Raw genomic sequence first — 14,833 nt, 5'->3', positions numbered from 1 at the left:
TCATGAGCGTATTCAACTTAAACTAAAAGGACTGAGTCCTGTGCAATACAGAACTCAGTCCTTGTTATAAACTAAACCGTCCAACATTTGGGGGTCAGTTCAATCTTCCCCTTTTTTTATGTGCTTTTTTCAGTATTTTTGCTACCTTGCATTCAATACATTGTGCTTGATACATATTGTCAAAGTTATTTGCAATACTATCCTAGTTGTCGTTAGCAGCTTGGTGTTATTTTAGACGACATTATTTATGAATAACTCTATAATTGTCAATAACCCTACAATAACGTTATAAATCTAAAAAGTGATAAAAATAAAAACCAAACCAATTTTTTGAGTGATTTCCTTTATGCGTCCTACCCACTTTTTATCCTTATTAATGTCTAAAAGATTGGAGAACTTCATGATGCCACTATTTGTTAGTTCTAAATCTTTTAGCATTAAATCGGTTAGTTTTAAGCCCTTTAGCATGAAGTCTATGAGTTCTCAGTTATTAAAGCCAGCGCTTATGACCAGTGTACTAAGTTTAAGCGCTGTTAATGTGCCGTCGCAAGCTGCTACCAACAACAAAGTCAATAATAATGGTATAAATGCTACCGCGAGCGTACAGTTAATCAGTCTTAATGCCAATGATGTGCCATTAAATAATGACAGGGAAAACAATGGCGCAGACGATTTGTCAGATATCGCAGAGATGCTGGAATCTGCCGATCAAGTTGATGATTCAATAGATGCTGTCGCTGATGAAAGCGCGTTGAATGACGAGTCAGACGCTATAAATACAGATATTCCAGCAGAAGTCGCGCAGGTTTCATTGAAAGCGATTGCGCCTGAAACGCTAAAAACCTTTGTCGCTGTTATTGATTTGGTACGCCGAGAATATGTTGATACAGTGAATGACGAGGAGCTATTTAACAATGCCATGAGTGGAATGTTGACCAAGCTCGATAGTCATGCTGAGTTCTTAGATGCAGAGGCTTATGAGAATTTGCGTGCTTTTACCGAAGGAGATGTCGGTGATATCGGTATAAAAGTGCAGTATGACCCGAAACAAGGTTATTGGGTGATTACTGAGGTAATTGATGGCTCGCCTGCTGATAAAAAAGGCATTGCCATTGGGGATTATTTGCATCAGGTGGATGAGTTTAAACTTGGCGAAGAAGAAGAAAGTAATGATATAGAACAGCTATTAACGGGAATTGCGGGCACACAAGTAGATGTGGTGACATCAAAGGCTGGTCGACGCAAGCACACCACAACTTTACAGCGCAATCACAATCATCCGCAAATTATTGAAACTCGACTAGTCGATGGCATGGCAATTGTCAGATTGCCCGCGTTTCAAAACAACAGCCGCGAAAAGCTTTTACAAAGTTTGATTGATTTGGACGCACCTGTTTCAGGAGTCTTATTGGACTTGCGGGATAACCCAGGGGGCGTATTAGCGTCGGCTGTAAGCGTTGCCAGCTTGTTTATGACCAATACCGATGTGGTGCAAGTAAAGGGCCGCCAAAGTAATTCGCGGACACTATCGACCCAAGGCGCAGCGTTATTAGAAGCTTTACCAGTCGTGGTATTACAAAATCGTTATTCCGCTTCAGCAGCAGAGGTCTTAGCCAGTAGTTTGCAGGCGCAAAAGCGGGCCACTATCTTGGGTGAAGTCAGTTATGGCAAAGGCTCTGTACAGTCCGTCATCCCGCTTAATGACGAGCAAGCGGTTAAGCTTACCGTCGCTAATTATATGACCGCTTCGGGTAAAAAAATTGACGGGGTCGGGGTAGAGCCCGATGTGGCTCTATCGGGTAATGAAAGTTCTTGGGAACAACAAGCACTTGATTTACTCAAGCAGCAGGCACTGCCGTCGGGAATCCGATTTGTACGCAAGTCGAAGCCAGAAAGCAATAGCAATCAAGATGACAGAAACACTAAAAACCAAGCTATTAAAAACTCAGCCATTAAAAGTAAAGTCACTCAAAACAATACGGTCATCGATCATGTGATTGATAAACCGACTGCCAAAGATAAGCCTTAATTTGAGTATTGCTTCGACGGAGATGAGCGTTTACTACTCAGCTTGATCTTCAGCAATCTCTAGTTTTGTCATACGATAGCGTAAAGAGCGAAAAGTTGTGCCTAATAATTCGGCAGCTTGGGTCTTGTTCCAGCCTGTTTGCTTAAGAGCTGTAATGATAAGCCGTCTTTCTTGTTCTTGCAGATAGTGTTCTAACCCTTGAGCTGGTAATTGACCAGTGGCCATATCTTTTGTACTCACTGGCTTATTTAATGCTTGTTGCTCTTTATTTTGGTTGCTTAATGACTCTGGTAAAGCGTTAGCCATTGGCTTAGTAGTTTCTTCTACAACACTGGTCACTGCGCGCGCGGTCATTGAAGGATAGTGCTGAGTAGCGGTGCGATAAGGATGTATATTAGCTTTCGATTGCTGCGTGCTGTCTATTTCTAAATGGTCTTTTATTGAGTTGTCTTTTATTGTTTCCGCTACTACGTTGTCTTTTTTATCCAAATGAGAAACAGCAGAGGTGGTCGCGGTACTAGCGCTGATATTTTGACTTGCTGAGGTAGTGATTTCTTGGCGGTTATCTAAGTTCGGTAAATCTAAGTCAGGTAATCCTAAATGACTGGCATCAATAGTAGACGTCTCTGCTAAGGTGATTGCCCGCTCAAGGACATTACGCAATTCGCGAACGTTACCGGCAAAGTCATGATGCTGCAGGCGCGCACAGGCATCGTCAGTCAGTGTTGGCGGCGTCTCTAGTTGCCATTCATCTGCAATCAGTGCTAAAAAATGCTTGGCTAATACCGGTATATCATCACGCCGCGCATTTAGCGTTGGCAGTTTAAGCTCAATAACATTAATACGATAATACAAATCTTGGCGAAAGCTTCCCATCTGTACCAGCTGATTTAAATCTTTATGCGTCGCTGATAAAATGCGAATATCGACCGGTATTTCTTTGGTATCGCCGATTGCACGTACCGTTTTTTCTTGAATAGCGCGAAGTAACTTGACTTGCATCGCTAATGGCAAGTCAGCTACCTCATCTAAAAACAGGGTGCCGCCATTGGCTTGTTGAAACAGCCCTTGTTTATCGGCCACAGCGCCTGTAAAGCTGCCTTTCTTATGACCAAAAAATTCTGATTCCATAAGCTCTGACGGAATCGCGCCGCAGTTGACCGGCACAAAGCTGCCATCTCGGCGTGGGCTTAAATCATGAATTAAGCGAGCGACCACTTCTTTACCCGTCCCTGACGCGCCCGATAAAAATACTGGCGCTTGCGAGCGTGCCAATTTTAAAATGGTGTTTTTTAGCGGATGCATCACCGCTGAGTCGCCAATCAAACGACTATCGAGCATTTGCTGTTCAGGTGAGCATTCAGGGGTGGATTTAGCAGTGTTGTCTTGATGAATAACTTTTAGCGCATTTTCGACCAATTGGCGTAAACGTGGCAGCTCAAGCGGTTTATTAACAAAATCAAAGGCACCCAGCTTTAATGCTTCAATCGCCAAATCCATACTACCGTGCGCCGTAATCACCGCAATGGGCGTACTCGAGCTGGCGCTGATGTGCTTGACCAGTTCTAATCCTGAACCGTCAGGTAACTTCAAATCGGTTAAGCAAAAATCATAGTCATTTTTTTGCCAATAGGATTTAGCTTGCGATAGAGTATAAGCCACATCACTTTTGATGCCCATTTTAGTTAGCGTGATTTGCATCAAACGGCATAAATCTACTTCATCATCAACGACTAGTGCAGTTGTGGTCATACATCATCTCATTGTCTTCAAGTACTACAAGGGTGTTAAAAATAGCCGTAACAAGGTCTGTAAAGTATAAATAGTCGTGCTTATAGTAAGTCTGCGTATTTACCATTATTCAGAAAATACTTTGTCGGTGCTTTCAGTGAGGTCACTATGAATAGCGGGTGCGATTAAACGAAAGCAGGTTTTTTTATGGTCAGAAATATAAAGCAAGCGTGCATGATTGGCTTCACAAAATGCTTGCGATAAATATAATCCCAGTCCTGTACCAGCCTTATCGGTGGTAAAAAATGGATTAAACAAGTGGTTTAAATCTGCAGTTCTAACGCCTATGCCATCATCTAACACGTCAATTATAACATCGTTATCAGCACAATAAATTTCGATTTCAACAACAGCATGAGGGTGAGCATAGCTGCTATGACGTAAGCCGTTATTAATTAAATTAATAAAAACTTGTTCTAACTGATGAGGGTCGAACGAGATAGTCGGCTGCGCATGACTGTGTAAAAAAACATCATGACCTTGAAAGTAGTTCTCTAAAAAGGTTGGCATCCAATCAGCAAGATCGAGCACTTGCTGATTGGCGGTTTGCTGGCGCGACAATTTTAAAACGTCTTCTATAATACGATTAACACGTTTTGTTTGCGTAAATATCATTTTATAAAGCTCATGGTTGCCAGCCATGTCACCATTTATGCTCGCATCATTGTTTGCTATCTGGCTTTCTTCGATATCTTCTATCAATAGTTGACTGGCTTGCGAAATAGCGGCTAAAGGATTTCTTATTTCATGGGCGATACTGGCAGTTAGCTGCCCTAAAGACGCCAGTTTTAATTGTTGGGCACCGGCTTGTTCGCGGCGCAAATCTTCTAAAATGATCAGTTTACTATCATCTTTTAACGGGATGATTTCGACACGCAGCTTACCGAAGACGGAGGCATTGGCGACAGCGGGTAACTCATAAATGAACGTGCGAGATTGCCCTATCTCAATGGATAAGCAGGCTTCAAATAATTGCGGATGTTGTTCGTAGAGCTGATGTTGAAAGTCTGATAAAAGTTTATTTTCACTATCATTGGAGGTGTTTTTGACGGTGTCATTTGGCGAGTTGCCTAATGTGTCATTTGTATCAAGACTCTCTGTCAGTATGAGCACCGAAGGATTTGGGATACTAAGCAGCTGATGGGCGGCAAGGTTCGCTAAAACCACATGCTCGCAATCGATAACGATGACACCATTGGCCATTTGGGCGATGACTTCTTGATTAATGACGTTTAAGCGTTCGACTTCCTTTGCATGGCTCGCGGCTACTTTTTCAGCTTGTACTAGGCGCTGCGAGATAGTCCAACTCAAACCGCCGACTGCCAAAAAACTGGCTGACATCAGGAGCGCGTCACCCAGATTTGCCAAACTCATGCTATTGGCAATGGCATAAAAAAACTGCTGGTAGATAACAAAGATAATCGCTAGCAGAGTGATGATGAGCGCTTGCGAGCTGTGTAAGAGCATAAAGCTTGCGGCAACCACCACCATATATAGCATGGTTAGCTGTAAATCTGGCGAACCAGCAGTATAAAGCAGTAAGCTTAAAATGATAACATCTACCGCTAAACCAAAAGCCAACTGACGCCGCAGATGCTTTGTCACGACGTAAAATAGTCCCAATAAAATCAGGCTTAGCAGCACATAAAAACTGAGTGCAGTTTGCTGCAAAAAGCTTGGCAATGTTGAGCCATCGCTTGCTCGCGCAGTGATATATACCATTAGCATAGAAAACAAGCTAACGACAAAGCGATAACTGCTATAAATCAGTCCCAACCTACGCAGCTGCGGCAGAGGCAAGGTGTCGTCGCGCTGTAAATAATGAGTAATAGTCGCTATGACGCTATTAATCGAGTTCACAGGTTTTGACGACGGCGTAGGCTGCAGAGATTTCATAGGCTTTAAGGTTTCGTAAGCGTTAAAGTTTTCACTGTCATTAAAGGCTTTATACATTAATCGTCATAAACGCAGAATTGTTTAAGTCACTTAGTAACTTACGGTTGAATAAGGCCATGACGGATGGCCAAATGGGTTAATTTCACATCGCTATCGACGCCAACTTTTTCATAAATACGATACCGATAGGTATTAATGGTTTTAACACTAACAAATAGTTGGTCAGCGATTTGCTGTGGACTTTGGCAATTTACCACCATCATCGCGACCTGCTTTTCACGGTCGCTTAATAAATCAAAAGGTGAACTGGCATTATCAGATAACAGAACATCTGCCAATTGCTCGGCAACGTCTTGGCTAAAATAACGCCCGCCTTGATAGACTTTTTTTACCGCGCGTATCATCTCATCAAGCGGCGTTCCTTTGGTAATATAACCATTAACACCCGCTTTAATAAGCATCGAAGGGTAAGGCTGAGCTGACATACTGCTCACGGCCAAAATTTTAAAGCCCATATCAAGCTGAATGAGGCGTTTGGTTGCTTCAAGTCCGCCAATGTTTGGCATGTTGACATCGAGCAATATCACGTCAGGACGCAGCTGTTTTGCCAGTTTAATCGCCATATCACCACTATCTGCTTCGCCAACGACTTCGATATCGGCACTATCTGCCAACATACGGCTAATGCCCATACGCACCAAATCATGATCATCTACTACTAATACTCGAATCATAGTTATACTCTTTTCTATTAGTCAGAATAAAGGGTGCCTGTTACACGTAAACTGTCTTATTTTTTTATTATAAAAGCTAATTTCCGTTAAACTTAACTACTATAAATGGATGCATTCACAAATTCCTTTATATTAAACATCATATTTTAATATTAACTTTGCAATAAAAGGGTTATAAGTATCAATGTAACCCTATATTGCGCTAATGTTAATTAGTATTGCTGTAATATAAAGTAAATGTAGTAAAATTTGAATGTGGTTAAAAAATGCCATCTAATTGATTTAGTAGATTAAACTTAGATGCAAACCATGATACACTAAAAATACAAAAACTCTATGTGAGTATCTACAAACACAACCACAAACGCTACGTACGTTGTTGATGTTAGTGAGTATGTAACTGATTCTCTAACTAATAGCAGCGCGGCTGCAGGAGGCATAATGAAGCAACTACCATTAACCAAACAGCAATTAATCGCTGCTCTGATTTCATTGAGTTTGGGCAGTGTTGCACAAGCGGCACTTACCATTAATGGTGGTTCTAGCTCTGAATCTAGTGCTCGTCTGAGCTGGGGCGGTGCCGACAGCCTATCTGAAGCGCGAAAGATCATGTCCAAGAGCAGTAGCTCTGCCATTAAAAAAGTAGACAATGGCTACGGCGCGACCCATATTACTAATACTCAGACATTTGGTAGTAATAACAACAGCTTCAACAATACCAACGCTTATAACACCACCTATCGTGGCAGTTTTGGTAGCAGTAATATGATTCCAATCAGTACCGATTCGCGCAGTGTTGCGGTCATCGATGCGGAAACGGGTGAATCTATCTACGAAAAAGATGCTGATATTGCACGCCCAATGGCAAGTATTACCAAACTCATGACAGCAATGGTGGTATTGGACGCTGGTCTAGATATGCGTGAAGAGATTACCCTTGATCCAGAAGATTTCGTCGGTCCAAAACGCGCCAGCTCAAATCTTAAGTCAGGCGATCGCTTGAACCGCGCTGAAATGCTACTAATGGCATTGATGAAATCAGAAAACCCAGCAGCGAAAAGTCTGGCTCGCAATTATCCAGGTGGCTACAGTGCCTTTATGCGTGCTATGAACCGTAAGGCTCAAGATTTGGGCATGACCACAGCCTTCTTTGGCGACCCAACAGGTCTTGATAAGCGTAATGTTGCTTCATCGAATGACTTGGTCAAAATGGTCCGTGCTGCTGGTAACTATGATGTGATTCGTCGTTTTTCTACCACCAAAAGCTATGATTTTTATGTTTCTAACTACTCAAATGGCAATCGCACTTATAAAGCCAATAATACCAGTAGTTTGGTCCGTTCCGGCGATTATCCTATCGGTATCTCAAAAACTGGCTTTATCAATGAAGCAGGTCGTTGTGTAGTGATGGAAACGCGCGTCAATAATCGTCCAGCGATTATCGTGATTTTAGGCGCAAACAGCTCAGCGACGCGTTGGGGTGATGCGAAAAACATTTTAAACAGTTTGGCGACTCGCCGTACGGTGTAAGCTTGCTGTTTTAGTTTTGAGAAAAAAGGCTGTTATACGTTATAACGGCCTTTTTATTGTGTTAAATTTGAGGAAAACAATATGTCTCAAGTATCGGCTGTCACGCCAGCTCCCAAGCTATACTTACTCACCAATGATGATGAGTTTGCGGTTTTATTTCCTAAATTAGAAGCAGCATTGGCAACGGGGTTGATAGCGCTATTGCAAATCCGCCGCAAAAAAACCTTACAATCGGCAAATGGCACATCAAAACTCTACGATGAAGCGCGGCAAATAGTTCGTTTGGCCAAAACCCATAACGTGCCAGTCGTGATGAACGACGATACTGAACTTGCTAAAAAACTTAGAATAGGTGTACATTTAGGTCAGCAAGATGGTCAAATTGACGACGCCAAACGTCATTTAGCGTCCAATCAAATTATTGGTCGCACCTGTCATGGCGATGTATCACTGGTCAAAAGAGCAAAAAACGCGGGCGCAAGCTATGCCGCTATGGGCGCAGTTTTTGCTTCAACGACCAAACCCAGTGCTCATGTAATATCTCGTCAGCAGCTGATAGAGGGCTGTCAGCAAGGTATTGATATTTGTGTGATAGGCGGATTAACGGCAGAGAATATTGCTCAGCTGGCAGGATTGCCGATTACTTATGTGGCAGTCGTCGGCGACATTATGGATTTGCCCGTCCATCAAATTGTCGAGCGTTGTCAGCAATGGCAGCAGGCGCTTAGCAAATGGCAAGCGCCTGCTTGATTAGAGACTTATTTCAATTCTTCAATCTTTAAAAACAGTATTTATTCAAAATAGTCGTTAAAAATTATTCTGCATGTTCCATACATAACGTGGCGTATGGCAGCGCTTTTAGGCGTTGCTCTTCGATTTGTTTGCCACATACTTCACATTCGCCATAAGTCCCATTCTCGATACGACTTAGCGCATTTTCGACATAGATTAAGCTTTGGCGCGCTTCATCCATCAAGCTTGCGCGCATGTCATTTTGACGGTATGAGATGGCCTGGTCTTCCCAATGTTCATTGAGATCATCTGGCGGATTTTGAATATGGTCTTCGATTTTATCAATTCGAGTTTCATATTCTTCCTTTAGGTTTAGCAGGTCTTGTTTGGCAGTTTCAATATTAATACTCATAATTTTCTCCTGAGGAATTGTTTTTATTGTTAGGTTTATTATTCATTATCATCATAGGTTTTATAATAAGCTGCTTTCTTATAATGAGCGGTGCTTATCACAAACACACCTTTATCATAAACAGCCTAATGATGAAGTACCACCACGAAATGTTACTGTTTTTAGTGCGTGTGATTACTATTGAGATTTTGCCGATTTTTGAATTGATAAAGCTATAGCGCAAAATTTATCGCAGTTCTTGATAAGAGCTGACTAAAAACTGCTAGAATACACCGCTTTAAATTCTTGCTTGGACAGTTCTATAAAACCAAGCGCGAGAATGACCCATAATATACGTTTTAAGATGACTATTTTGTAAAAACGTTTTGCAGTTAGCAAACAGCCATATTGTAGATTAACCATAGATGATGCATAGGAGCAGGTAATGAATTTTTTGCGTATGAGTGAGCTGGACTTAACAGACAAAGTGGTGTTGATTCGTGAAGACTTAAATGTGCCTGTTAAAGACGGTAAAGTCACGAGTGATGCTCGCCTGCAAGCCAGTTTGCCTACGATTAAAATGGCACTAGAAAAAGGCGCGGCGGTGATTGTTTGCTCACATCTCGGACGTCCGACGGAAGGCAATCCTGAAGCCATATATTCGCTAGCGCCAGTAGCTGATTATTTAAGCGACAAATTACAAGCGCCGGTACGCTTAAACAATGACTATCTGGCTGAGGGCGTAGCAATCAACGCAGGCGAGGTCGTCCTGCTAGAAAACGTGCGCTTTAATAAAGGCGAGAAGAAAAATGATGCGGCGTTGGCGCAGAAATATGCGGATTTATGCGATGTCTTTGTCATGGATGCGTTTGGAACGGCGCACCGCGCGCAAGCGTCCACTGAAGGCGTGACCCAAGCAATGCATCAAGCGGGCAAAACTGCTTGTGCGGGACCTTTATTAGCGGCTGAGCTTGATGCGTTAAGTCTAGCGCTTGAAACGCCAGCCCAGCCAATGCTTGCAATCGTTGGTGGCTCAAAAGTATCGACCAAACTTGAAGTGCTGCACAGTTTGGCAGAAGTATGCTCGCAGATTATCGTTGGCGGCGGAATAGCCAATACCTTCTTAGCGGCGCAGGGTCATAGCGTTGGGGCATCATTATATGAAGCGGAACTCATAGATACAGCGCGCGACATTATGCATAAAACTGAGATTTTGTTGCCTGACTATGTCGTTGTTGCCGATAAAAGTGAGATTGACTTTGCTGACTTTACAGGCTCATTACAGAAAGCCAACGCTACTATTAAGTCGGTCGATGCGATTGGCGTGAATGATATGATATTAGACATCGCACCAGAAAGTGCTGAGCAATTAGCTGATGCTATCACCAAGGCAAAAACCATTTTATGGAATGGGCCGGTAGGTGTTTTTGAAGTTGATGCTTTTGGTCAAGGTACCCAAATCGTAGCAAATGCGGTGAAGAGCAGCCAAGGTTTTTCTATTGCTGGCGGCGGCGATACTTTAGCGGCAATTGATAAATATCAAGTGGCTGACGGTGTAAGTTATATGTCGACGGGCGGCGGGGCGTTTTTAGAATTTGTCGAAGGTAAAGTCCTACCTGCCGTTGCTGCACTACAAATTGGTGAGTAGCTTCTTAACGATAATTCAGCAGTTGAGTAACAGTAGACGTACAACTTATTATGAGCATGTGGGGTAGGCTATAAAAATAATAAAGTGACCGTCATGTTTGGTTTTATGGCTATTTGGCTTGTTCGTACGAAAGCTGCACGATAAAAGTAAGCATGAAAGGTCACAGCTTATTATTAAGTAGTAATTATTTGTTTCCATACTGAAAATTATGATTGCATGCCCAATTTGCACTCTATAAAATAGCGCAAATCATGTATTTGGCATGCTTTATTTACGAGAGGTTTATTATGTTAAAACGTCATTTGTTACTTGCTAGCGTCCTTGCTGGTACCTTTGCAATTACTGCATGTAGCCAAGAAACACAAGATAAAACGGAAGCTGCTGGTGATGATGCTGCTGTCAACACTCAAGAGGCTGCCGCTGAAACAGAAGCCACTGCTGCTGATGCTGAAGTCGCTGCGCAAACTACTGGCGAAGAGCTCTCTGATAATGCACAAGTGGCTGGCGCGGAAGCAAGTGAAGCCACAAGAAATGCTGGTGAAGCGGTTGTGGTAGGGGCAAATGAAGCCGTTGCCAATACTGCTGGAGTGGTTGCCGATGGCGCAGCTGCGGTTGAAGATAAAGCCAGTGAAAACGTAGTAGAAGCAGAGCAACAGTACTAATTGATTGCGAAGCAGTTATATTACTTTGAATTATATTATTTTAATAATAAACTTGCATTAATAGCGCTTCGATCGATAGCTATCTTATAAGCCCTTGAAACAATAAAAAGCTTTGGTAATTGCCAAGGCTTTTTGCGTTTTAACAGTTAAAAAGTTAAAACATACCATGAATAATCAGCTAACCCAAACCTGTCACCTCAACAAATAGTCGCCTAACCGCTACGAAGCGCAGGCAAAATTTGCTATAATCTGCGCGTAATAATTGCTAGCAAAAATATGGCATTTTTTACCATCAGTTCTATCATGCTGCATGTATCAATGTCTTGCAGTCTTGCAGTCTTGCAGTCTTGCAGCGTCGATAGAACACTTGTAATCACCCATCTTTTACAAGTACTCATTTTAAAATTTAATCAGAGAGCGTTTTATGGCCTTAATATCTTTACGTCAACTTTTGGATCATGCCGCTGAGCACAGCTATGGTGTCCCTGCCTTTAACGTCAATAACTTAGAGCAGATGCGTGCCATCATGATGGCGGCCGACGCCTGTGACTCACCTGTCATCGTCCAAGCCAGTGCGGGCGCACGTAGTTATGCAGGGTCTGCGTTTTTGCGTCATCTGATTATTGCTGCTATCGAAGAATGGCCACATATTCCGGTCGTGATGCATCAAGACCATGGTATGTCACCTGCTATTTGCCAGCGCTCAATTCAGCTTGGTTTTTCATCGGTGATGATGGATGGCTCGCTCGGTGAAGACGGCAAAACGCCAATGGACTATGATTATAATGCCAGCGTGACTCGCGAAGTGGTCAAAATGGCGCATGCGTGCGGCGTGTCTGTCGAAGGTGAGATTGGTTGTTTGGGTAGTCTTGAGACCGGCATGGCGGGTGAAGAAGACGGCTCTGGTGCAGAAGGGATGCTTGATCATGAGCAGCTATTGACCAGCGCTGATGAGGCGGAGCAGTTTGTTAAAGATACCAATGTTGATGCGTTAGCCATCGCTATTGGCACCAGTCATGGCGCGTATAAATTCACTCGTCCACCGACAGGCGATATCTTATCGATTGAGCGCGTCAAAGAGATTCATGCTCGTATTCCGAATACCCACTTGGTCATGCATGGTTCGTCTTCAGTGCCGCAAGAATGGCTCAAAGTTATCAACGAAAATGGCGGTAATATCGGCGAGACTTATGGTGTTCCTGTCGAGCAAATCGTTGAAGCGATTAAGCACGGTGTTCGTAAAGTCAATATCGATACCGATTTGCGTTTGGCATCAACGGGTGCAATCCGTAAATTCTTGGCAGAAAATCCAAGCGAATTTGATCCACGTAAGTACTTTAAAGCCTCTATGGTTGCGATGTCAGATATCTGTACCAATCGTTTTGAAGCCTTTGGTTCTGCGGGACAAGCACATAAAATTCGCCCAATCAGCCTTGAAGGTATGGTCGATTTTTATAAATAAGCGTGGTTAGCAAAGCATGCTTATTGAGTCATAACAGCCGCTTATTTTTAGCACAAATGCTATAAGCAGTTTTTATATTCAAATCTTATAAAGGGTGGTGGATTAATGATTGGATTGATTACGGGGCAGGTGCAATATTTGATGGCGCCGACTGCCTGTGTCATGACTGCCTCTGGCGTAGGCTACGATATAGAGCTGCCGCTGCCGTCATTTTGTCAGTTGCGTCTCAACGAGCAGGCGAGCATTTGGACGCATTTTCACGTGCGTGAAGATGCGCAGCTGCTTTTTGGTTTTATCGATCGTAAAGAACGCGATGTTTTTCGCCAATTGATTAAAATCAATGGCGTTGGGGCAAAAATGGCACTGGCGATGCTGTCTGCGATGTCAGCGGCTGAGCTAAAAATGCACGTCGAGCAAGAGTCGGAGACGGCGTTAACGCGTATCCCAGGTATCGGTAAAAAGACTGCACAGCGTTTATTGATTGAGCTAAAAGATAAGCTAAAAAATATCGAGGTTGATAATAGCAGTTTAGAATTTGCGCTTCAGCCTGCGCCTATGTCTGCTGAAGGCAGTATCATCGCTGAGGTCGAAGGCGCGTTGATTAGCTTGGGTTATAAAGAACGAGAAGCGCAGCAAGCGATTAAAGCGGCGAAAAGTAATGGCGATACCTTTGCCGATACGCAAAGCTTACTAAAAGCCACCTTGCAACAGCTATCCGGCTTTTAAGTATATTTATAGCAGCTGGTTATTGCTAACAATATAAAAGCATATTAAACAAATAAGCGACAGTCATTGTCGCTTATTTTCGTTTTAGGCTGTGCTTTATCTGGTATGTGCTTTATGATGTTTTGCATGACTTATGCGCAGCGTTTGGTTATGCTGTTTATGATCTAGTCTTTTAAAAATAATGATTTTAATAAAATGATAAAACCTATGATGCAAGATCGTTTGATTAATCCGTTAGAAGGGGCAGGTGATGCGCCTGATGCCAATATTCGACCGGCATTATTGGCTGAATATATCGGTCAGCCTGTGGTACGCGAGCAGATGGAAGTATTTATTGGTGCAGCACGCGGTCGCGACGAGGCATTGGATCATACCCTGATTTTTGGTCCACCGGGACTTGGGAAAACCACGCTTGCCAATATCATCGCTCGTGAAATGGGTGGCAATCTGCGTTCTACCTCAGGACCTGTCCTTGAGCGCGCTGGTGATTTGGCCGCCATGCTGACCAATTTGGAAGCAGGCGATGTGCTCTTTATCGATGAGATTCACCGTTTAAGTCCAGTGATTGAAGAAATTCTTTATCCTGCAATGGAAGATTTTCAGCTCGATATTATGATTGGTGAAGGACCAGCGGCGCGTTCTATTAAGCTTGATTTACCGCCATTTACCTTAGTTGCTGCAACCACTCGAGCAGGGCTATTGACCTCGCCACTACGGGATCGTTTTGGAATTGTGCAGCGCTTAGAATTTTATAATATCGCTGATCTAACGACGATTGTTAGCCGTGCCGCGCGTTTGATGCGGGTACCGATGAGTGAAGATGGCGCGGTAGAGATTGCACGCCGTTCGCGTGGGACACCAAGGATTGCCAATCGTCTGTTGCGCCGTGTTCGCGATTATGCGCAAGTCAGAGGCGACGGTAGTATCAATGGCGCAATAGCGGGTAGTGCGCTTGATATGCTTGCCGTTGATAGGCGTGGTCTTGATCATTTAGACAGACGTTATATCGAGATATTGCATGAGCGCTTTGACGGTGGTCCAGCTGGTGTTGAAGCCATAGCGGCGGCAATGGCTGAAGATCGCGGAACGCTTGAAGATGTGATTGAGCCGTATTTAATTCAGCAAGGTTATGTTCTGCGAACGGCACGTGGCCGCGTATTGACGCAAATGGCGATTGACCAGATGTTATAGTTTTAAAAGTAAGAATATTAAACTTAGATTAACACATGAAG

13 protein-coding genes are annotated in these 14,833 nt (G+C 43.2%); 9 read left to right on the top strand and 4 right to left on the bottom strand.

Features of this window, described 5'->3' with window-relative positions; translation table 11 throughout:
* The coding region (locus B4K26_RS12865; protein ID WP_414708030.1) for an IS3 family transposase at positions 1 to 70 on the top strand (70 nt) is incomplete at its 5' end.
* Between the two features lie 405 nt (positions 71 to 475).
* Positions 476 to 2,029, top strand: a complete 1,554-nt coding sequence (locus tag B4K26_RS04875; RefSeq protein WP_296243896.1) for a S41 family peptidase — start codon at positions 476 to 478, stop codon at positions 2,027 to 2,029.
* 33 nt (positions 2,030 to 2,062) lie between these two features.
* On the opposite strand, the gene B4K26_RS04870 is transcribed toward B4K26_RS04875, so the two are convergent.
* The 3 genes from B4K26_RS04870 to B4K26_RS04860 all read right to left on the bottom strand — a co-directional run bounded on the left by B4K26_RS04870 (position 2,063) and on the right by B4K26_RS04860 (position 6,450).
* Complete coding sequence (locus B4K26_RS04870) at positions 2,063 to 3,781, bottom strand: sigma-54-dependent transcriptional regulator (protein ID WP_296243895.1); 1,719 nt, start codon at positions 3,779 to 3,781, stop codon at positions 2,063 to 2,065.
* Between the two features lie 105 nt (positions 3,782 to 3,886).
* Entirely contained in the window at positions 3,887 to 5,716 is a 1,830-nt protein-coding gene (locus B4K26_RS04865) for a sensor histidine kinase (protein ID WP_409521410.1), read from the bottom strand.
* A gap of 98 nt (positions 5,717 to 5,814) precedes the next feature.
* Positions 5,815 to 6,450, bottom strand: a complete 636-nt coding sequence (locus B4K26_RS04860) for a response regulator (RefSeq protein WP_102076814.1) — start codon at positions 6,448 to 6,450, stop codon at positions 5,815 to 5,817.
* A 441-nt stretch (positions 6,451 to 6,891) separates the two neighbouring features.
* Here B4K26_RS04860 and B4K26_RS04855 point away from each other — a divergent pair, with 441 nt between their 5' ends.
* Together B4K26_RS04855 and B4K26_RS04850 are read left to right on the top strand one after the other, a co-directional pair.
* Complete coding sequence (locus B4K26_RS04855; protein ID WP_296243893.1) at positions 6,892 to 7,980, top strand: serine hydrolase; 1,089 nt, start codon at positions 6,892 to 6,894, stop codon at positions 7,978 to 7,980.
* An 81-nt stretch (positions 7,981 to 8,061) separates the two neighbouring features.
* Positions 8,062 to 8,730, top strand: coding sequence for a thiamine phosphate synthase (locus tag B4K26_RS04850; RefSeq protein WP_296243892.1), 669 nt, complete (start codon positions 8,062 to 8,064; stop codon positions 8,728 to 8,730).
* Positions 8,731 to 8,794: 64 nt separating this feature from the next.
* Here the strand turns inward: B4K26_RS04850 and B4K26_RS04845 are convergent, their stop codons facing one another.
* The gene (locus tag B4K26_RS04845; RefSeq protein WP_296243891.1) at positions 8,795 to 9,124 is read right to left on the bottom strand and encodes a TraR/DksA family transcriptional regulator; all 330 of its coding nucleotides are present in this window, start codon (positions 9,122 to 9,124) and stop codon (positions 8,795 to 8,797) included.
* 424 nt (positions 9,125 to 9,548) lie between these two features.
* Here B4K26_RS04845 and B4K26_RS04840 point away from each other — a divergent pair, with 424 nt between their 5' ends.
* The 5 genes from B4K26_RS04840 to ruvB all read left to right on the top strand — a co-directional run bounded on the left by B4K26_RS04840 (position 9,549) and on the right by ruvB (position 14,792).
* A complete protein-coding gene (locus B4K26_RS04840) occupies positions 9,549 to 10,751 on the top strand; it encodes a phosphoglycerate kinase (RefSeq protein ID WP_296243890.1) in 1,203 nt (400 codons plus the stop codon).
* Between the two features lie 287 nt (positions 10,752 to 11,038).
* Positions 11,039 to 11,413 carry a hypothetical protein gene (locus B4K26_RS04835; protein WP_296243888.1) on the top strand — a complete coding sequence of 125 codons (375 nt, stop codon included), beginning with the start codon at positions 11,039 to 11,041 and terminating at the stop codon, positions 11,411 to 11,413.
* A 424-nt stretch (positions 11,414 to 11,837) separates the two neighbouring features.
* Complete coding sequence (gene fba / locus B4K26_RS04830; protein WP_296243887.1) at positions 11,838 to 12,875, top strand: class II fructose-bisphosphate aldolase; 1,038 nt, start codon at positions 11,838 to 11,840, stop codon at positions 12,873 to 12,875.
* 105 nt (positions 12,876 to 12,980) lie between these two features.
* The gene (gene ruvA, locus B4K26_RS04825; protein ID WP_068404947.1) at positions 12,981 to 13,601 is read left to right on the top strand and encodes a Holliday junction branch migration protein RuvA; all 621 of its coding nucleotides are present in this window, start codon (positions 12,981 to 12,983) and stop codon (positions 13,599 to 13,601) included.
* 210 nt (positions 13,602 to 13,811) lie between these two features.
* Positions 13,812 to 14,792: a Holliday junction branch migration DNA helicase RuvB gene (ruvB, locus tag B4K26_RS04820; RefSeq protein WP_296243897.1), complete on the top strand. Its 981-nt coding sequence runs from the start codon at positions 13,812 to 13,814 to the stop codon at positions 14,790 to 14,792.
* Positions 14,793 to 14,833: the final 41 nt, after the last annotated feature.

Origin of the sequence: Psychrobacter sp. UBA6766, assembly GCF_002453355.1 — a bacterium.
Lineage (GTDB): Bacteria > Pseudomonadota > Gammaproteobacteria > Pseudomonadales > Moraxellaceae > Psychrobacter.
The sequence above is the reverse complement of the archived record's forward strand: the minus strand, read 5'-3'. Positions and strand labels throughout refer to the sequence as shown.